Origin of the sequence: Roseofilum halophilum BLCC-M91 (assembly GCF_030068445.1) — a bacterium.
Lineage (GTDB): Bacteria > Cyanobacteriota > Cyanobacteriia > Cyanobacteriales > Desertifilaceae > Roseofilum > Roseofilum halophilum.
On sequence record NZ_JAQPOK010000076.1, the window covers coordinates 26355 to 44679 of the forward strand.

General features: G+C 48.3%; 19 protein-coding genes. 11 read left to right on the plus strand and 8 right to left on the minus strand.

The features are described 5' to 3' along the window. Positions 1 to 89: 89 nt before the first annotated feature. The gene (ndhO, locus tag PJF56_RS09545) at positions 90 to 311 is read left to right on the plus strand and encodes an NAD(P)H-quinone oxidoreductase subunit O (protein WP_283762436.1); all 222 of its coding nucleotides are present in this window, start codon (positions 90 to 92) and stop codon (positions 309 to 311) included. Positions 312 to 330: 19 nt separating this feature from the next. Further along, positions 331 to 1293, plus strand: a complete 963-nt coding sequence (gene mdh, locus PJF56_RS09550) for a malate dehydrogenase (protein ID WP_283762437.1) — start codon at positions 331 to 333, stop codon at positions 1291 to 1293. 57 nt (positions 1294 to 1350) lie between these two features. Here the strand turns inward: mdh and glyQ are convergent, their stop codons facing one another. Continuing rightward, a complete protein-coding gene (gene glyQ / locus PJF56_RS09555; protein ID WP_283762438.1) occupies positions 1351 to 2226 on the minus strand; it encodes a glycine--tRNA ligase subunit alpha in 876 nt (291 codons plus the stop codon). Here glyQ and ureE point away from each other — a divergent pair. Further along, positions 2225 to 2800, plus strand: a complete 576-nt coding sequence (gene ureE, locus PJF56_RS09560) for an urease accessory protein UreE (RefSeq protein ID WP_283762439.1) — start codon at positions 2225 to 2227, stop codon at positions 2798 to 2800. The two genes, glyQ and ureE, sit on opposite strands and share 2 nt — an antisense overlap. 62 nt (positions 2801 to 2862) lie before the next feature. Here ureE and PJF56_RS09565 read toward each other — a convergent pair whose 3' ends face one another. Then, positions 2863 to 3498, minus strand: coding sequence for a Crp/Fnr family transcriptional regulator (locus tag PJF56_RS09565; protein WP_283762440.1), 636 nt, complete (start codon positions 3496 to 3498; stop codon positions 2863 to 2865). 238 nt (positions 3499 to 3736) lie between these two features. On the opposite strand from PJF56_RS09565, the gene PJF56_RS09570 reads away from it, so the two are divergent. After that, positions 3737 to 5452 (plus strand): serine/threonine protein kinase, encoded by a 1716-nt coding sequence (locus PJF56_RS09570; protein ID WP_283762441.1) that lies wholly within the window; start codon positions 3737 to 3739, stop codon positions 5450 to 5452. A 74-nt stretch (positions 5453 to 5526) separates the two neighbouring features. On the opposite strand, the gene PJF56_RS09575 is transcribed toward PJF56_RS09570, so the two are convergent. Next, the gene (locus PJF56_RS09575) at positions 5527 to 6207 is read right to left on the minus strand and encodes a PleD family two-component system response regulator (RefSeq protein WP_283762442.1); all 681 of its coding nucleotides are present in this window, start codon (positions 6205 to 6207) and stop codon (positions 5527 to 5529) included. Between the two features lie 311 nt (positions 6208 to 6518). Here PJF56_RS09575 and PJF56_RS09580 point away from each other — a divergent pair, with 311 nt between their 5' ends. The 3 genes from PJF56_RS09580 to PJF56_RS09590 all read left to right on the plus strand — a co-directional run bounded on the left by PJF56_RS09580 (position 6519) and on the right by PJF56_RS09590 (position 9669). Beyond that, complete coding sequence (locus tag PJF56_RS09580) at positions 6519 to 8012, plus strand: ammonium transporter (RefSeq protein WP_283762443.1); 1494 nt, start codon at positions 6519 to 6521, stop codon at positions 8010 to 8012. 80 nt (positions 8013 to 8092) lie between these two features. Beyond that, complete coding sequence (locus PJF56_RS09585; protein WP_283762444.1) at positions 8093 to 9139, plus strand: M42 family metallopeptidase; 1047 nt, start codon at positions 8093 to 8095, stop codon at positions 9137 to 9139. A 230-nt stretch (positions 9140 to 9369) separates the two neighbouring features. Beyond that, complete coding sequence (locus PJF56_RS09590; protein ID WP_283762445.1) at positions 9370 to 9669, plus strand: hypothetical protein; 300 nt, start codon at positions 9370 to 9372, stop codon at positions 9667 to 9669. A gap of 40 nt (positions 9670 to 9709) precedes the next feature. Here the strand turns inward: PJF56_RS09590 and PJF56_RS09595 are convergent, their stop codons facing one another. The 4 genes from PJF56_RS09595 to PJF56_RS09610 form a co-directional block, all read right to left on the minus strand. Then, the gene (locus tag PJF56_RS09595; RefSeq protein ID WP_283762446.1) at positions 9710 to 11608 is read right to left on the minus strand and encodes an ArsA family ATPase; all 1899 of its coding nucleotides are present in this window, start codon (positions 11606 to 11608) and stop codon (positions 9710 to 9712) included. A 42-nt stretch (positions 11609 to 11650) separates the two neighbouring features. Then, entirely contained in the window at positions 11651 to 12211 is a 561-nt protein-coding gene (gene pyrR / locus PJF56_RS09600; protein WP_283762447.1) for a bifunctional pyr operon transcriptional regulator/uracil phosphoribosyltransferase PyrR, read from the minus strand. A gap of 127 nt (positions 12212 to 12338) precedes the next feature. Next, positions 12339 to 13307, minus strand: coding sequence for an adenosylcobinamide-phosphate synthase CbiB (gene cbiB / locus PJF56_RS09605; protein ID WP_283762448.1), 969 nt, complete (start codon positions 13305 to 13307; stop codon positions 12339 to 12341). 11 nt (positions 13308 to 13318) lie between these two features. Beyond that, positions 13319 to 13762 carry an Rrf2 family transcriptional regulator gene (locus tag PJF56_RS09610; RefSeq protein ID WP_283762449.1) on the minus strand — a complete coding sequence of 148 codons (444 nt, stop codon included), beginning with the start codon at positions 13760 to 13762 and terminating at the stop codon, positions 13319 to 13321. A gap of 227 nt (positions 13763 to 13989) precedes the next feature. Here PJF56_RS09610 and PJF56_RS09615 point away from each other — a divergent pair, with 227 nt between their 5' ends. Both PJF56_RS09615 and PJF56_RS09620 read left to right on the plus strand, forming a co-directional pair. Next, entirely contained in the window at positions 13990 to 14382 is a 393-nt protein-coding gene (locus PJF56_RS09615; RefSeq protein WP_347179508.1) for an AbrB family transcriptional regulator, read from the plus strand. A 207-nt stretch (positions 14383 to 14589) separates the two neighbouring features. Then, positions 14590 to 14988 (plus strand): hypothetical protein, encoded by a 399-nt coding sequence (locus tag PJF56_RS09620; RefSeq protein WP_283762451.1) that lies wholly within the window; start codon positions 14590 to 14592, stop codon positions 14986 to 14988. On the opposite strand, the gene PJF56_RS09625 is transcribed toward PJF56_RS09620, so the two are convergent. Continuing rightward, on the minus strand, positions 14977 to 16650 hold the full coding sequence (locus PJF56_RS09625; RefSeq protein WP_283762452.1) for an ArnT family glycosyltransferase: 1674 nt from the start codon (positions 16648 to 16650) through the stop codon (positions 14977 to 14979). The genes PJF56_RS09620 and PJF56_RS09625 overlap by 12 nt on opposite strands. 144 nt (positions 16651 to 16794) lie before the next feature. Between PJF56_RS09625 and PJF56_RS09630 the strand changes: the two genes are divergently transcribed. Both PJF56_RS09630 and PJF56_RS09635 read left to right on the plus strand, forming a co-directional pair. Then, the gene (locus tag PJF56_RS09630; protein WP_283762453.1) at positions 16795 to 17196 is read left to right on the plus strand and encodes a hypothetical protein; all 402 of its coding nucleotides are present in this window, start codon (positions 16795 to 16797) and stop codon (positions 17194 to 17196) included. A 94-nt stretch (positions 17197 to 17290) separates the two neighbouring features. Further along, entirely contained in the window at positions 17291 to 18034 is a 744-nt protein-coding gene (locus PJF56_RS09635; RefSeq protein ID WP_283762454.1) for a DUF561 domain-containing protein, read from the plus strand. Positions 18035 to 18325 lie beyond the last annotated feature (291 nt).

Here is an 18325-nt window from a genome sequence, read left to right on the forward strand (position 1 = left end):
GAAAATAACCGGTAAAATCAAGCCATAAATCCAGATCGCTCCTTGGTATCATATTAGGGAAGTTTTGAAACATACGTCCTGAATTGATTATGGCAGCAGCAATTAAAAAAGGTTCAATGGTACGGGCTATCCAAGAAAAACTGGAAAATTCCCTAGAAGCTTCCGCAAGCGATACCCGTTTTCCTCCCTACATTTTTGAAACCCAAGGCGAGATCATGGACATCAAAGGTGACTACGCTCTAGTCAAATTTGGTCAGGTTCCTACCCCCAATATTTGGCTGCGTGTCGATCAACTAGAGTTGTTCAAATAACAAAAAACGAGACTTGGCCATGGTTAAAGCGAATCAATCGATCAATCCCCGTGTCGGTGTCATTGGAGCCGGAAAAGTTGGCAGCACTCTGGCGCAACGAATTGCAGAGAAAGACTTAGCCGACGTGGTTCTCTTGGATGTGATCGAAGGGATGCCCCAGGGCATCGCCTTAGATCTCATGGAAGCACGGGGAGTCGAACACCACGATCGCCAATTGATCGGTAGCAACAATTATGCGGATTTGGTCGGTTGCAATATAGTCGTGATTACCGCAGGGAAACCCCGCACACCTGGCATGAGTCGAGAAGAGTTGATCGAAATCAATGCCAAAATCGTTAAATCTGCTGTCAAAGAGGCGGTCAAGCACTGTCCCGAAGCCATCTTTATTTTGGTGACGAATCCCCTAGATGTGATGACCTATTTGGCGTGGAAAGTCAGTGGTCTCGATCCCAGTCGGGTGATGGGAATGGCAGGAGTTCTCGATTCGGCAAGGTTTGAAACCTTTATCTCCCTAGAGTTAGGATGCTCGATCGCCGATATTCAAACTCTGGTATTAGGAGGACATGGGGACTTAATGGTTCCCCTGCCTCGTTTTTCTACGGTTCGGGGGATTCCCATTACCGAACTGATGGAGACAGAAACCATCGATCGCCTCGTCGATCGCACCCGCAAAGGCGGTGCGGAAATTGTGCAACTGATGAAAACGGGTAGCGCTTATTATGCACCTGCATCCTCAGTCTGTCTGATGGTGGAAGCGGTGTTGCACAATCAATCCCGCTTTATGCCTGTAGCCGGATATCTGCAAGGCCAATATGGTTTAAATGATATCTATATGGGCGTTCCCTGTAAATTGGGATACAAGGGGATTGAGCAGATCCTAGAGTTACCCCTAGAAAAGTCAGAAATTGCTGCCCTCCGTGAGTCTGCCGAAGTCGTGCGTAAGGGTTTGGAAATGGTGGAAAGTTTAGTCGGCTTTGATTAGTCGCCAATAGGGAATAGGAAAAACCCGATTTACCCATTACCCATTACCCATTACCCATTACCCATTTTTCATTGATAGTGGAAAGCCTAATTTTTCCCGTTGCTCCAGATAGATGTGGGCAATCTTGCGGGCTAATGTGCGAATTCTGCCGATATAGCGGGTTCGTTCTGTTACGGCGATCGCGCCCCTGGCATCGAGGAGGTTAAAGCTATGGGAGCATTTGAGAACATAGTCTAAACCGGGAGTGACTAAGCCTTTGTCAATCAGTTGAGTGGCTTCTTGTTCATAGAGTGCAAACAACTTAAAGAGTAACTCTGGATTGGAGGCTTCAAAATTGTAGGTACATTGTTCGATCTCTCCTTGCAGGTGAATATCTCCATAGTTTAGGCGATCGCTCCATTGGATTGCCGCCAGCGCTTCCACGCTTTGCAAATACATAGCCAAACGCTCTAAACCATAGGTAATTTCAATGGCAACGGGATGGCAATCAATGCCTCCACATTGCTGAAAATAGGTAAATTGGGTCACTTCCATGCCATCGAGCCAAACTTCCCAACCCACTCCCCAAGCGCCGAGGGTGGGAGATTCCCAGTTATCTTCCACGAAGCGAATATCATGGTCTTCCGGCTGAATACCGAGAACCCGTAAGGAGTCGAGGTAAATGTCCTGAATATTATCGGGAGAGGGTTTCATCAGTACCTGATACTGGTAATAGTGCTGGTAACGGTTGGGGTTTTCGCCATAGCGTCCATCAGTGGGACGACGACAGGGTTCTACATAGGCGACAAACCAAGGTTCTGGCCCGATCGCCCTCAGAAACGTATGGGGACTCATGGTTCCTGCCCCTTTCTCCGTATCATAGGGCTGAACCACCAAACACCCGCGATCGGCCCAAAACTGATTTAAGGTAGTAATGACTGACTGAAAATTCATGCCCCAACTTTCCTCGATCGATCACAACAGTGTCTATTCTCTCTCAAAAGGGGAATGGGAAAATGGAGAATTGGCGATCGGCGATCGCCCGGTTTCCATATCCCCCACTCCCCCATTCACTCTTTGCCACTCCCCCATGACCTTAATTACGCTCACCGATCGCTCTTTGGAGTTAGAGACTTCCCCGATCGCCTTTACCCTACCTTTAACCGCTTGGGAGCGAACCCGCAGTCGCTATCAGACCCAAACTCCAGACGGCATCAGTGTTGAGTTACGATTACCCAGAGGAACCATTCTCCAAGATGGCGACCTCTTGCAAACGGCGATCGCCGATACCCTAGTGAAAGTGATCGCCAAACCGGAACCCGTCTTAGAAGTGACCTCCGAAACGGCGATCGGTCTCCTGCGAGCTGCCTATCATCTCGGAAATCGTCATATTCCCGTCGAAATTACCCCACACTACTTACGCTTAGAAATCGATCTCGTCTTAAAAACCTTATTAGAACAACTCGGACTCAACGTCACCGAAAAAATCGCCCCCTTCCAACCCGAACCGGGAGCCTATCACCATTAAACAATATTAAACAATTCATCAGAATCCCCAGCCTTTAGCGAACGCGGAAGCTGGCAAGGATATCAAAATTTTTGGATCGTAATATAACGCTGGGAGTCTAAGCTTAACCACTCATCTTGGCGTAACTCTTTCATCAACCGCGTCACAGTTACCCGAGTTGTGCCAATCGTATTCGCTAAATTCTGATGAGTCAACTTCACCGGTAGGCGTATCCCTTGCCCGTCCCTTGTCGGCTGGCCCATTTCCTGGGCTAATAATAACAGCAATTCTTCTAAGCGCTCTTTCACGCGCCGATGACCCACCAAAGCAAGAATCGCCTCAGTTTGCCGTAAACGACGCTCCAATTGATGCCATAAACTGCGGCATAGAAGAGGGGATTTTTCCATTTCAGCCAGGCTAAACCGCATTAACCCAACATTAGAAAGGGCAATAGCTTGATAACAGTCCCTTTCCATCATAGTTAAGGGCAGACCAAACGGCATAGAAGGCACAGCAAAGCCTAACAACGATTCATCACCATCGACTTGAACGACACTTAAACCGATCACCCCCCGGCAAACCACCCAAATATCGGTAGAATGCAACGGGATCATTTGGCCGGCAACAAAGTCTACTAAACTCCGACCTTTATAGAGGTCTTCGAGCAATTCACGGAACTGGATTTGAGAGTTAGAGGTCGGCAGAAATGAAGAAACCATGCCAAAATCCGGGTCTATTGAGTTGGTTCCCTTGCTAGTCTAGGGCGTTACATTCATAAATAGGTAATCGTTAGGTTAAGCTTTGGTATTGTAAAGTATAGTCCCCCCCCCGATCGCCCGATCTTCCTATCTCTCGTTAACTAGGGGAACTTTCCTGAATGCACTCTTTCTTTGCACTACAATCAAAACGATCTCACCTTTCAATGCTTTTTAGGCAATAGCCACAACATCTGAAACTATGGTTAAAACCTTACAGGGAGGAAAATATACCCTTGACGAAGAACTCGGTCAAGGGGGGTTTGGATTGACATTTAAGGCCACTCATCACTATTTGCATCAAGTCGTGGTGATTAAAACCCTGAATCAGTCAATCCGTAAACAACCGAATTTTCAGGAGTTTGTTCAAAAGTTTCAAGATGAGGCTCGCCGGTTAGCCCTCTGTGTGCATCCCCATATTGTGCGGGTGAGTGATTTCTTTACCGAAGATGGGATGCCCTATATGGTCATGGATTATATTCCAGGCCCAACATTAGCAGAATTAGTCCATCCCGATCGCCCCTTAAATGAAGCCGTGGCCATCCATTATATTCGCCAAATTGGAGCCGCCCTAGAGGGAGTACATCAAAAAGGCTTGTTACATCGGGATATTAAGCCCCAAAACATCCTTCTCCGGGAAGGAACCCAAGAAGTTGTCCTGATTGATTTTGGTATTGCTAGGGAATACGAGCAAAATTCACCCCAAACCCATACCAGTTTGGTCTCGGAAGGTTATGCTCCCATCGAGCAGTATATGCGATCGCAGCGTCGCAGTGCTGCCACAGATGTCTATGGACTAGCGGCCACCCTCTATACCTTACTGACCGCCAGAATCCCGATCGCCTCTATTTTACGCGATCGCCACCAAATGCCAAGCCCCAGAGACCTACAACCCCATCTGAGTCCTGCCATTAACCAAGCGGTACTGCGGGGAATGGCCCTAAATGCCGAAGACCGACCCCAAACCATTCCCCAATGGCTTCAGTTATTGCCCCAAAGCTCGCTCACCGCTCTGCCCACCACCCCCCAAAGCACAACCCCCACCCCCTCATCCACCAGCCAAGCTGCAACCATTGCCTTAGTTCCCCCATCCCCACCCCATCAGAGTTCCCCGGCTGCATCAGGAACCGCCACCCCTCAAACCACCACGGAACCTCGGCCGTCTGTTTGGCTACCTATTGTAGGATTCGTGGCGATCGCTGCTTTAATTGGAGGAGTAACCGCCACCCTACAACTGGCCAACCGCCCCTCTGATCCCATTGCTTCCCCTAGTCCCCAACCTTCGCCCTCGCCAACGCCTAAACCCACCCCTTCCCCCTCACCAACGCCTAAACCCACCCCCACACCCTCTCCAGTACCCACCCCCACACCCTCACCCTCGCCTAAACCCTCTCCAGTGCCCACCCCCACACCCGCACCTCAACCTAAACCCTCTCCAGTACCCACCCCTACACCCGCACCCGTACCCCCTCCCGCCCCCATTCCCACCCCCACACCCCAACCTACCGAACCCTCTCCCCCTCCCGTTGCCAGAGGGTTTCCCCCAGGAACCTCAGAAGCAGAAGTGCTAGAGGCCCTTGGAGAACCGACCCAGACCACATCAGGACTTTGGGGAACCGAAGCCATCAGTTATGATTTAGGCAAAATTCAATTAGGATATTTAGTCGATGCGAATAGTCGCCAGATTCGACAAACCGAAGTCTCTTTTGACCCCACCATTGACCGATTTATCAGCCGGGTTCTGGTTAACGGTTTATTAGGCAGCAATGCACCTCTAGAAGTGATCGACCAATTTGAGCGCGTGCTACAAGGCCAAAGCCAATATTATGATTTCTCCCACGAAAACTTTAACGGTGTCATTCAACTCGAAAGCGATGGCCGCATTTATGTAGGGGTTTGGGATAAACAGTTGAAATAGTTATAGCGCTTCGCGCTAGGTAATGGGTAACTGGTCATTTCTGTATCCCCCCATCTCCCCATCTCCCCATCTCCTTAGTACACTCTGCCTCGATAGACTCGTTTATGACGGGCTTTTTCTAAAGCGTTTTTCTCTGAGTTACCTAGAGAAGGCACAGGTTGCAGAGGGGGGAGCGTCTTGGAGTTGCTCTCCGATGGGGCAAAAGAGTCCACAGGATGCTCTACCACTTCATGATTGTTCAGGGAGTTGGCCAAGGATGGAGTTGATAGGGATTGGGCGTTTTCAAGATCTTGTTTTAACTCCAGCAGACAGGAGACTAGGGGATCGTTGTGAATGGTTAATCCTCCCAGAGCGGATAATACTTTTTTAGTACCTGCAATTACTTTTAGGGCTAGGGTATCGGGTTCAAAGGGGGGGAGAATATCGATCGCTCCATAGGCGATCGCTGCTTGTCGTTGCTGATGGTTAATTTCCGCCTCACTGCTTTCTAAGAGAATCACCGGCACTGGGTTATTATTCTCTAGGGAGCCACGACAGAATTGTTCTGGATCTAAATCTGGCGTTTGTCGATCCATGAGAATCACATGGGGCCGGGTTTTAGTGCTAGAGTTAATCTCCTGTAGTTGCTCAGATAAGCTGGCGGCTGATGCCGACAGAATCACTGCCAAATTTTGGGAGATTAACACTCTTTGCCATACCCACCGTTGGAAGTCGCAGGGTTGGCATAAAAGGACAGTTGCTCTTGGATTAGTCATAGAAGGATTAGACAACTTGATTTAGAGTAACATTGTGCAAATTCAGAACTATAAGCTAAGTTTATAACTTAATCTTTTGATTAACTGTTTTTAAAGTTTTCCTCAAGATTCGGTATAACAGAAAACAGTACAAAAATTCTGTATCATTTAATGCATTTAAGAGTCGAATTTTCTAGGCAAAATTAAAGCTTAGAGGATTAAGATCGGATGGACTCTGCTTATGGGACTTCCCAAAAGTAGGAAGAATCAATCCCTTGCCAAAGTTCCCAATGACACTTAAATTGTTTACCCAAGATCCGTGTATTTAAGAGATGAAAAAACAGTATTTGCGATTTAAGCTCAAGGTTTTCAGGCAGGCAACTTACCCAAAAATAAGTATTAAGGAACACTCACTCTGGTTTTGGGCAAGTCTGGGAGTGATGACGGCTTTAATTCCTTTGGGATGGCAGGCGATCGCCCAAGCCCAGACTCCAAATGGTTTGAGTAGTGACATCCCCGATCAAATGCAAATCATCCTCAATACGTTGTGGGTGATTTTTGCTGGAGTGCTGGTGTTTTTTATGAATGCTGGCTTTGCCATGCTAGAAACAGGCTTTTGCCGCCATAAAAGTGCTGTTAATATTTTAGCAAAAAATCTGATTGTGTTCGCCTTATCCTCTCTGGCCTTTTGGGCCACTGGCTTTGCCTTGATGTTTGGCGATGGTAACCCCTTTATTGGACTGCAAGGATTTTTCCTCAGTGGCCCTGACAATAGTCCAGCCGTGGGAGAAGCTTACGAAGGGATCTATCGCTCCCTAGATTGGGCTGCCATTCCCCTGAAAGCCAAATTTTTCTTTCAACTGGCCTTTGCGGGGACGGCCGCGACGATTGTCTCTGGAGCTGTGGCCGAACGGATTAAATTTGCCGCCTTTATCCTGTTTAGCGTGGGCTTAGTGGGATTGGCTTACAGCATTATTGGCCATTGGATTTGGGGCGATGGATGGCTCTCCCAACTGGGCTTTTGGGACTTTGCTGGCTCGACTGTTGTTCATTCTGTGGGCGGATGGGGAGCTTTTATGGGGGCGGTTTTATTGGGGCCGCGCATGGATAAATATCCAGATGGGCAAATTGCTGCCATTCCGGGCCATAATTTAGCGATTTCTACCCTAGGGTGTCTGATTTTGTGGTTGGGATGGTTTGGATTTAATCCGGGTTCGACGTTAACGGCCGATCCTGAAGCGATTACCCATATTATTCTGACTACGAATATGTCAGCGGCCGCTAGTGGGGTAACCGCTACGGTGGTTTCTTGGTTCTATTTTGGTAAGCCGGATCTGACGATGATTATTAATGGGATCTTGGCTGGGTTAGTTGCTGTTACGGCATCGTGTGCTTATGTCAATATGGGGAGCGCGATCGCCATTGGCATAATCTCTGGCATCATTGTGGTCTTTTCTGTCGTGTATTTGGAACAATGGCGCATTGATGACCCGGTAGGGGCGATTTCTGTCCATTTGGTCTGTGGGATCTGGGGAACATTGGCACTGGGCTTGTTTAGCGTGGGCCCCGATATTTATCCTTGGTATGGTGAAACGGCGGGCCCCTTGGCCGGCTTGCTTTTGGGGGGCGGCTATTCTCAGTTACTTAATCAGTTATTGGGGGTGCTGGCCGTTGGGTTTGCCATGATTGCGTTTAGTTTGCTGTTGTGGTTGAGCCTCAGTTTTACTGTGGGGATACGAGTGAGTCCCATGGAGGAGCAAGAGGGCTTGGATCTGAGCGAACATAGTATGGAAGCCTATAGTGGGTTTGTGAAAGAACAGGAGTGAGGAAGAAACGGGGACACGGGGACACGGGGACACGGAGAATGGGATGATATGAAATGCAAATATTATATGGACTGGGATGAATGGACTCGGATGGTTGGTTTAAACGGATTGAAGAGTTGGTGATGCTCCATTCTCCAAGCGGAGTTGAGGGGGAGATGACTCGGTTTCTGTTGGCGGAGTTTGAACGCTTGGGGGTGGAGGTGACGGTGGATTTGGCCGATAATGTGATTGCTAAAATTCCTGGTAAAGAGGGGAGTGGGGCGATCGCCATTACGGCCCATAAGGATGAAATTGGCGCTATTGTTAAGCGCATCAAACCCCAGGGACGGTTGGAGGTGGCTAGACTCGGAGGTTCGTTTCCTTGGGTGTATGGGGAGGGGGTGGTGGATATTTTGGGCGATCGCCGCACGATTTCCGGTATCCTCAGTTTTGGCTCCCGCCATGTTTCCCATGAGTCTCCCCAAAAGGTACAGCAGGAAACGAAACCTGTAGAGTGGGAAAAGGTTTGGATCGAAACCAAGCTCACTCAGGAGCAGTTACAAGAGGCTGGGGTGCGTCCGGGAACTCGCGTGGTCGTGGGGAAACACCGCAAGCGGGCGATGCGGTTACATGATTATATTGCTAGTTATACGTTGGATAATAAGGCCTCTGTTGCCATCCTCTTAGCCCTGGCCGAGCGCGTCAAAGAACCTCCCATCGATGTCTATTTGGTGGCTTCGGCGAAGGAAGAGGTGGGAGCCATGGGAGCCTTATATTTTAGCCAGCACCATCGCTTAGAAGCCTTGATCGCTCTGGAAATTTGCCCTTTAGCTCCAGAATATCCGATCGCCGATGGGGTGGCTCCGGTTCTGCTCTCCCAAGATAGTTATGGACTCTACGATGAGGGCTTAAATCAGGAATTACAGCAGGCCGCTGAAACTGCCCAAATTCCCATCCAACGGGCGATTCTCAGTGGCTTTGGTAGTGATGCCTCGATCGCCATGAAGCTCGGTCATGTGGCTCGTGGCGCGTGTCTGGGCTTCCCCACCCAGAATACCCATGGCTATGAAATTGCCCATTTAGGGGCGATCGGCAATTGTCTCGAAATTTTAGTGAGTTATGTCAGCTCAATTCAACCTTACGTCTGAGGATTGAATGGAATTTTTAAACTCTCTGGTTAGCAATCCTGATGATTCCCTGGATTTTTGTATCTCAGTATACCAAAAAAGTCATATATAAACCTTTCCTAAAAAACGTAAAGTTATGTAAACTGTTTATAGAGGGATGTGAATCTAGGCTTTCACAGGTTTTTCACATTCACATCCTATGATGATTTACATAAGGAACACACAAGCAAGGAATTTATTAGGAGCCGGTTATGTCTGTTAGTTTACCCTCAATCATCCAAGAACAATTCGTAAAACCCTTCAAATACTGGAACGATGGTGTCCAGGAAGCCATGTCCTACCAGAATGAAATGTATACTTACGTCCGTTCTTACAACCAAGAGAAACGTCTACAAGCCTATGGCTATGCCTGTGACATGGCTGAACAAAACATCAGAAGCTGCATTACTTGCTCTGAGCAAGGCTACAAAGTTTGGGTCAATCTCAAGTCCCTAGCCAATCAGCAGGCTAATGACGCTCAAAACCTGAACCTCAGCCCAGTCTTTTCCTAGTCCACCTCTAGGATGACGGTTCAAGACGGTTCAAGACGATTCAAAGAGTTTCAAACAGTAATCGTGCCGCTCCTTGAATACGCACCAGAGGTTCAACAGAGCGAGGCAAGGGAGGAAGATGAATCACAGTTTGCTCGCTATCAAAACCCAATTGGTCATGACGATCGCAACTATAGTTCCAAACCACATAGTTTTGATTAACCTCTAGATCCTTCAACGATGTACTTAATCGATGGTGTTCCGCTAAAATCGCCGGTTGATTCTGTACCACCCCAATAAATTCAGTATGCTCACGATCCTTGAGCTTTTTCTGGGCTGTAACTACCCGTTTTCTCAGGGTGCGGAGTTCGCCCATAAACTCGGTACGTCCGAGAACATCTTGATATTTAATCCATAATTTGAACACCCAGGCTAACCAGTCGGCTAGGGCTGTGGGCATTTCTAGAAATCGCAGTAAGTGGCCAGTGGGAGCAGTATCCAGGATGATTAAATCTTGCTCTTGACTCTCTAAGAGTTCCATCACAGCTAAGAGAGCTAAGATTTCATCAATTCCAGGAAAAGAGAGGGAGACCAGTTTGCGCCAAGCTTCCGGGCCATAGAGTAATTTTAGGTTTTCCTGGGTGGGAGAATCGCCACTAATCATTTCAGCGAGTTCCCACAAATAGGCTTCGCGAAATTGATTGAGGAGAACTTGAGAATTAATTTCAGCGGCCGTGAGATTGGGGAGATCGATCGCCTGGGGATCGTGGTCTAAAGGCTGGCCGAAGGCATCCCCCAAGGAATGGGCCGGATCGATAGAAATCACCCGCACTCGTCTTTCGGGGTGGGTTTTTGCCATTCCCCAGGCGATCGCCGCCGCCACAGTAGTTTTACCCACTCCGCCTTTACCCCCAACAATCGTTAAGCGGCGCTGTTGGTCAATAAAATCGGGTAAACTCGGTGGGATGCGATCGGGCCAAGTCACCTCAGTTAAGGCGCTCTGTGCCCCATCCTGCATCGTCACCGGAGACATCTGCGCCATCACTCGATCTAACGCTTCACCTCCCAAGGGAGGAGTAGCCAATTGAGCGATCCCCAAAAGGGGCAAACCCTGCACCAGTTCCTGAAATCCGGGGAGAATCTGCTGCTGCTCTGCATAGCGGTCTCGATCTCCTGGGGATAAATCCTCCGATCCCGCTACCAACCGATTCACCCAAACCCCACCCAAAGGAATCTGCAACCCTTGTAGAGACGTGACAAACCGCCGGGTTTCTTCTAAACTCATGGCTTCAGCAATTCCCACCACCACGCAACGGGTGCGGTCTCGATCTTGCAATAAGGCCCGTCCCGTTTGCAGATCCCCTTTCATGTCCTGTAAAAACTCATCCCCCCGATCCCCCTGATAGCGACCGGTAAACGCTTCACTGATAGCGCGGTGCTTTTCCTGGAATAAATCCAGCGCTTCTAAAAACTGATCGAGAAAATCCATTAATCCCAACAGGTTGAGTGCATGGCCACTAGGGGCCATATCCACCACCACCCGGTCTACCTCTTCCTCCCGCAACAGACGCTGAATTTCTAAGATTCCCATTAATTCATCGAGTCCCGGCCAACTTAAATCCCAGACGGGGGTTAAATCTTCGGCCGAGGCAAAACTTCCCCGTTCCACCAGCAGTTGTAGGACTTCACCGTAGCGCTGTTTAAAGTCTTGTAGTAAGGTGGCTGCATCCAGAGCTTGGACTTCTAGATTAGGTAGATCGGGCAGAGAAAGGCGATCGCCAGTCACCGGACATTGCAACACATCCCCCAAGGAATGGGCCGGATCGGTCGAGAGCAGTAAAACTTTCTCTTCGGGGAACCGTTGGCCCCAATAGCGAGCAAACCCACAGGATAGGGTGGTTTTCCCCACGCCCCCTTTCCCACTCAAGAGCAATAGTTGTAGGCGATCGTATGAATTCATAGCACCAGGATCGGTTGTCCATCCCCTATGGTACTACCAGTTTTACTCTGAAACATCTCCACTGGTATTGCGAGTAATTAACTCTACCGCATCATAGCCATCCACTTCCTTTAAATACACTTTCACATTTTCTTCCCTAGAGGTCGGCAATTGTTTCCCACTAAAATCAGGATGAATGGGTAATTCTCGATGACCCCTGTCCACCAACACCACCAGCCAAATTTCTGCGGGTCTACCATAATCACTCACCGCATTCAGGGCCGCTCGAATGGTTCGCCCTTTGTAGATCACATCATCCACTAAAACTACGGTTTTGCCCGACAAATCCAGGGGAATTTCCGTTTTTGCTGGAGTTCGCATACCAATTTGATCCAAATCATCCCGATAAAAGGTAACATCTAAGGCTCCAACTGGAACGGAGGTTTGTTCGAGCAGCGTAATTTGTTCGGCAATTAAATGGGCTAAAGGGACTCCACGGGTATGGATTCCCAATAGCACAATTTGCGATAATTCCCCAGATTTTTCTATAATCTGGGAGGCTAACCGAGTTAAGGTGCGACGAATTTCGTGGGCATCAAGAATTTCAACAATTTGAGCGGTCATGATCGCAGACAGATAGGGCGTTATTGCAGCAAGGAGAGGGAGAATAGATGTTTTAATTATCGTCGATCCACGTGAAAAAAGCGAGGGTCTTCAACCCGTTAGCTCTGAGCCAGTCCAGTGGGCGATCCTACAGTACGAATCCCAGACCAATCCCTAGCCCTAACCACAGTAAAAAACAAGAGCGGGTGAGGGTGAGGGCTTGGGTGATGGAGTGGGGGGTAATGGGGTGGATTGGATCGCCTAAAGGGGGTTTAATTTTGATCGTTCCTCGATAGGTATTGACTCCCCCTAATTGAACTCCTAGGATGGCCGCATAGACACATTCACTCCATCCAGAATTGGGACTAGGGTCGTGGATTGCATCCCGTTGACATAGGGCCCAAACTTTTTTTAATTGACCGGATAATAGACCCAAGGTAATCACTGTTAAGCGACAGGGAAGCCAGGTGAGGAAGTCTTCGAGTTTGGCACTAAACCAACCCATATATAAGTAGGGGGGTTCTCGATAGCCAATCATGGAATCTAAGGTGCTGGCTGCTTTGTACCCCATGGCCAGAGGGAGAGGCCCTAAACCGGGAATTAGAGTGCCCAAAATAGCATAAAATAGGGGCGCTGTCACACCATCAATGGCATTTTCAGCTAGAGTTTCTAGGATAGCTCGAAGAATTTCTGGTTCATCTAGGGTTTGGGTCTCTCGACCCACATACAGACTGAGCTTTTCACGGGCGCTGTCGAGATCCCCAGCTTGTAGAGGATGGAGGACATCTAGAGCTGCATGGTGTAAACTTCTGCCAGCAAAACAACTGGCTAGAAGTAGACTTTCGATACTGATTCCTAGGAGGGGATGAACCGTGTTAGCCAGCCCGATGATTCTATCACTAACTAGGGCAGCCGTGCCTATAACCGTAAGACCTAGGGCAACTCCTGCCCACCGTTGGCTTAGGGGAGAGTGGCAACATTTGAGAATAAGCTGACTTCCTTGGGCGATCGATTTTCCCATTAGTTGAACGGGATGGGGCCAATGCCAAGGATCGCCGATCAGAAAATCTAGAATTGAGGCGATCGCTAAACCGATCGGAGGCCAGAAGAACACCATAAGTTTTTGCACTAAACCACAAAATTACTGGCTTCTCCTTGGGAGGCTTGCCAACTACGAGCATCGAAGTACAGGTCTTCTAGGGAAATAGTATACAACGATTCTTTGAGTTTTTGATGGAGCCGATTCCATAAGCTATAGGTTACCCAGTCTTCCACTTGATTGTTATCGGGAGGAGAATCGGCCAGAGGGGGAAAGGTTTCTCCCACTGCTTCGAGAATTTGCCCTAGAGAAATATGGGCCGGTTGATGGGCTAAACCGTAGCCTCCTTGGGCCCCTCGAAGGGAATAAACTAGACCTGCTTCTCGCAGTTGAATCAGCAGTTTTTCTAAATAGGCTGCCGAGATCTGTTGACGAGTGGCGATCGCTTGTACAGATGAGGGCCCATATCCCGGTTGTAAGGTTAAATCTAACAGGGCCTTAACACTATAATGTCCACGGGTTGTCAACTTCATCTTCTGGGCAATCTATGGATGGGATGGGGGGACTTATGATCTTGATGAAATTCCTAACCATGCTTCAGTTAGGATCGGGGTGTCGGAGGTCACGATTTTATTCTGACATGGGTCAACTTTTGTGCGAGAGGTTGTAATATATTGTTACTAGCCGGTGAAAAGAACAACTTTTTTTTTCGGCAAACATCAGTTAAACTGAAAACAGTTCTAAATCAAGTCGTTAAGTGATGAGTAAAACAGAGAAAATGAAACCTCTAGTTGGTCAAGAGTTAGTTAACAAGGTTAAAGAGCTAGACCACCTGAGCAAAGAGGATAAAGCCAAAGAATGTGGCTACTCTACCACCACGAAAGGTGGGGTAGAGCGGGTGAATATGATGAAATTCCTCAATGCATTAATCGACGCTGAAGGAATTGAGCTAGATGGGAAAAACTCATCGAATGGGCGAGGTGGACGCAGCGCCAGCTATCGGATTAGTGTGCAATCGAATGGTAACTTACTGATCGGGGCAGCCTATACTAAGCAGATGGATCTGCAACCGGGTGATGAGTTTGAAATTTCTTTAGGCCGCAAACATATTCATCTCAAGCAAATCGGATCTGAAGCTAATGGTGACGACTAAGCCTTGACTCCCCCCTTTCGGATCGACTAATGGGCGATCTAACCTCCTGAATCCACGCCTGTGAAGGGATCTGGAGCGGAGAAATGCAGGAAAAAGACCCCAGAACACACCCATTCTGGAGAAGTCCCCAAAAGAGTAAGGATTCTTAACCTGATTTCTCCCTAGGGCTGGGGTAGAATGAAAAGGGTTTTCAACGCATCAAGTGCAATGAATGCAGATACATTTAATTTTGAGAGTCACTCCCCTACCTGTCCCATTTGTCATCGAGTTCAGGTCTTACCTTTAGAACAGTTGAACAGTGGACTCTATATCTGTCCCTATTGTCAGCAACGATTAGTGGTCAGTAAGAGTGGCCATTATGTGCGCGATCCATTCATGTTGAAACCTTTTATTTCCAGTCAATTATTGCGCCGCCAAAGTCATCCCCTAGCGAGGGCGATCAGGGACTGTGGAAGTGCTAAACCCCCCTATTGGATTACAGTGATGGTGAGTATTGTCCTGTTTAGTTTTGCCTTAGCTGCGACTGAACGGGTAAAACCGGTAGAGAATCCGATCCCCCATTGGATGGAAGAAGGGAGTCAGATTATGCGATCGCTACATCCATAAGCTGGAACTCGAACCGGAAGGGGAAAGGGCTGAAGATTTGGTCACCAATGTCCATCCTTCTGCCGCTCCTAAGCGTTGGACTCCGTTGGGAAACCGAGCTTCGAGTTCCTGTAACCCCGGTGGATCTAAAAGGAGATAGGGTTGGGGATATTGAGACCAAGTTGCTAGAATTTGGTCGAATTTAGCAGGAATCAAGCGGCGATCGCTATAAAAATCTAGAGATGGTCGGCCATGGGGATAATTGGTCATAATCGGTTGTTGCACAGGAGTATGGGCAATTAACACTTGGGCAACCGGTTTAACGGCAAATCCTTCTTCAAGTTCCCACACCCAAACGGGAGAAGCCATCAATAGCAATAAGGAAAGATAACAACCCCAGGCCAAAATCCCAACAAACTGATAATCGCCCTGTTGAAACAAAAAACTCACCACCGTCAGTGTCACCGCAACCGATCCCACCACTGCAAGAATCATCCAATTGGAAACTCTTTGAGCGATCGCCAGATAAAAAGTAGCGCCCCAAGCGACTAAGGCCAAGCTGCAAAAACACCCGGTTAAGGTTTGGATAAACCGGGTCTTTAATCGGGGAATTCCTTGGGAATAGGCCCTCCAAAACTCCGTCAGTTGTGCCCCTCCTGCTAACGCTAAAGCCGGATACAAAGGCAGCACATACCAAGGTAACTTGGTACTCATGATCGAAATAGCCGTAAAATAAACACTGGCCCAAACTAAAACTAACTTGCCCCAACTCCAACGGCGATTTTGCCAAGCCAATCGCAAACCAGGAATAAAAATCAACCACCAGGGCGCTGATAATTTCAGAATTTCCAACAGATAATACCACGGGGGGCCAGAGCGATTTTCTACTGACTGCCAAATGCGACTTAAGGATTGATGCACTAAACCGGTTTCTAGAAACGGGTTACCATAATGGAGTAGTTGCATACCATACCAGAGAGTGACGGGAGTCAAACCCAGGATAATCCCCATCCACAGATACTCAGACTTGAGCAAACGGGGGGTATCCCAGGCTAAAAAAATCAGGGCGATCGTGCCTAACAACAGGGCTAAAATACTTTTAGTCAGAGCAATTAAACCCAAGCCTAATCCCACGCCCAAACTATAGACAAGATTGCGCCGTCCCTTCAAGGCAAACAGCACCATCAGGAGTAAAAAACATAAAACTGGCCCATCTAACATGGCTAACCGGCCATGGCGAACCACGGGTAATAAGGTTAAATAAATCAGTGTCGAAAAAAGGGCCGGTAGTCGTTGGCGAAACAGCTCTAAACCGAGACCATAAAAGAGAGGAACGGAGGTCGCACTTAGGAGGGCAGAAGGTAAACGAGTGGCCCATTCATTGACACCCACCCCCTGATACATCAAGGCAATTAACCAATGAACCAGGGGGGGTTTATTAAAATAGGGCAATCCCGATAAGGTGGGAAAGATCCAACCCTCCCAACTCGAAGAGCGGCTGATATTACGAGCGACTTGGGCGATCGTCCCTTCATCCCAATCTCTTAAGGGTACTCCCCCTAAATTAATCGTAAATAGCACGAGGGCGGCTACCAAAAATCCCAAGGCCCAAAAGCGATCGATACGATGATCCACTCTCTGAAAAGACTTGGGCAATTGAATAGACCAAAAATTACGGTACATGGAAGTCAGGAGTGGGAAGTCAGGAGTAATTGAGGATTGCTATCAACTGCTATAGTATACGCTTTCAGTGGAGAGCGTTTCTGTTCGGCAAGCGAAGAGCTTACCGATTATCGATTACCCGTGCTTGAATTGGAGGCTGAGTCTATGGTTAAACAAGTGCATCGAGTCGAACGGCATACAGGAGGTCGAGGGTCAAAAATTGCGGCTACTGCGATTATTTGGCCCTGTGCGGTGGCTATGTTAGCGATTTGTATTCCGATTGTAAAAGTGGTGAAGAGCGAGTTGGTTCCCCTAGCGGTGATTTTGGGGGCGAGTGGGAGTACGGCTTTAGTTTGGTTTAGTCCGGCGATCGCCTCTGGAAAACAGGAGAATGAGTGGGATGGATCGGCTGAAATCCTGGCTTCTCAAGGTGTTGATGCGGCTCAATGGACAGAAAGTACAAGCTTAGTGAAAACGGTTGACTCAGAGGAGATGAGTCCCCAAAGTTGGAGTCATGCATCAGAATCGAATCAGGAATCGATTACCCCGATTTTGCCCCTGTGGTAGTCTAAGGGTTTTATATTGATTTTGGCCCAATTTTGCTTAAACAACATGGCACAATTAAGGGTACATTAATTATCGCGATCGGAGATTAGGTTTTATGACGATTCTTCCTCAACTGCAACCCGCTTTAGCCCAAGGACGGGCCCTGAAGGTGATTAGTGGGTTGATGAATTTTGATGCAGATCGCACAGCGATGGTGGTTAAGGCGGCCGATCGCGGGGGCGCAACGTTTGTCGATATGGCTGCCGATCCGGATTTGGTTCGCCTGTGCCGCAGTTTGACGGGTCTACCCCTGTGTGTTTCTGCCGTTGAGCCGCAGAAATTTGTGGCCGCAGTGGACGCGGGAGCGGATTTGATTGAGATTGGGAATTTTGATGCGTTTTACGCCCAAGGACGGCGATTTGAGGCGGATGAGGTGTTGGCGCTAACCCAAGAAGTGCGATCGCTGCTTCCCGATATTATGCTCTCGGTGACGGTTCCCCACATTTTACCCTTGGATGAACAGGTACAGTTAGCTCAAGCGCTGGTAGCTGAAGGTGCGGATGTGATTCAAACGGAAGGGGGAACGAGCAGTCAACCTACCCATTCGGGCACATTGGGGTTAATTGAAAAAGCGGCTCCTACCTTGGCGGCTGCCTATGAAATTTCCCGTGGGGTAGAGGTTCCTGTTTTATGCGCTTCTGGCTTGTCTAATGTTACTGCACCGATGGCGATCGCGGCGGGCGCTCAAGGTATTGGCGTGGGTTCAGCCATTAACCGGTTAGATAATGAGGTGGCAATGGTGGCTGTGGTGCGCTCTCTGGTGGAAGCGTTGAAGGAGGCGATCGTCCTCCACTCTTAAGTATATAGTCGATTCGATTAAGGTTGAGACACCTCGATTGATTTACAAGGCCGGTATATGTAGGGGCTTTCCGGCCGCCCCTACAACCTGAGTCTCATTGTTAATCGAATGAACTATATATTACTTACCGTGCTTCCCGTTGTCATCATAATAGTTAACCAAAATATAGTCAGATATAAACAAGACATGGATTCTATTGCAAAAATCCCCTTCATTTTGGCTTTGAGAGATTAATTCTCCTTGGGTGAACTACGCACCTCTCTATCCCATAGCCCATAAAGGCATTTGGGA

Bases quoted from the DNA above. Each gene is read 5' to 3' on its own strand.
- ureE (WP_283762439.1), top strand. From the start codon at position 2,225: ATGCCCCAACTTTCCTCGATCGATCACAACAGTGTCTATTCTCTCTCA.
- cbiB (WP_283762448.1), bottom strand. From the start codon at position 13,307: ATGGTGTTCTTCTGGCCTCCGATCGGTTTAGCGATCGCCTCAATTCTA.
- PJF56_RS09580 (WP_283762443.1), top strand. From the start codon at position 6,519: ATGAAAAAACAGTATTTGCGATTTAAGCTCAAGGTTTTCAGGCAGGCA.
- PJF56_RS09635 (WP_283762454.1), top strand. From the start codon at position 17,291: ATGACGATTCTTCCTCAACTGCAACCCGCTTTAGCCCAAGGACGGGCC.
- PJF56_RS09630 (WP_283762453.1), top strand. From the start codon at position 16,795: ATGGTTAAACAAGTGCATCGAGTCGAACGGCATACAGGAGGTCGAGGG.
- ndhO (WP_283762436.1), top strand. From the start codon at position 90: ATGGCAGCAGCAATTAAAAAAGGTTCAATGGTACGGGCTATCCAAGAA.
- PJF56_RS09620 (WP_283762451.1), top strand. From the start codon at position 14,590: ATGAATGCAGATACATTTAATTTTGAGAGTCACTCCCCTACCTGTCCC.
- PJF56_RS09615 (WP_347179508.1), top strand. From the start codon at position 13,990: ATGAGTAAAACAGAGAAAATGAAACCTCTAGTTGGTCAAGAGTTAGTT.
- pyrR (WP_283762447.1), bottom strand. From the start codon at position 12,211: ATGACCGCTCAAATTGTTGAAATTCTTGATGCCCACGAAATTCGTCGC.
- PJF56_RS09590 (WP_283762445.1), top strand. From the start codon at position 9,370: ATGTCTGTTAGTTTACCCTCAATCATCCAAGAACAATTCGTAAAACCC.
- PJF56_RS09595 (WP_283762446.1), bottom strand. From the start codon at position 11,608: ATGAATTCATACGATCGCCTACAACTATTGCTCTTGAGTGGGAAAGGG.
- mdh (WP_283762437.1), top strand. From the start codon at position 331: ATGGTTAAAGCGAATCAATCGATCAATCCCCGTGTCGGTGTCATTGGA.
- PJF56_RS09565 (WP_283762440.1), bottom strand. From the start codon at position 3,498: ATGGTTTCTTCATTTCTGCCGACCTCTAACTCTCAAATCCAGTTCCGT.
- glyQ (WP_283762438.1), bottom strand. From the start codon at position 2,226: ATGAATTTTCAGTCAGTCATTACTACCTTAAATCAGTTTTGGGCCGAT.
- PJF56_RS09625 (WP_283762452.1), bottom strand. From the start codon at position 16,650: ATGTACCGTAATTTTTGGTCTATTCAATTGCCCAAGTCTTTTCAGAGA.
- PJF56_RS09575 (WP_283762442.1), bottom strand. From the start codon at position 6,207: ATGACTAATCCAAGAGCAACTGTCCTTTTATGCCAACCCTGCGACTTC.
- PJF56_RS09570 (WP_283762441.1), top strand. From the start codon at position 3,737: ATGGTTAAAACCTTACAGGGAGGAAAATATACCCTTGACGAAGAACTC.
- PJF56_RS09610 (WP_283762449.1), bottom strand. From the start codon at position 13,762: ATGAAGTTGACAACCCGTGGACATTATAGTGTTAAGGCCCTGTTAGAT.
- PJF56_RS09585 (WP_283762444.1), top strand. From the start codon at position 8,093: ATGGACTCGGATGGTTGGTTTAAACGGATTGAAGAGTTGGTGATGCTC.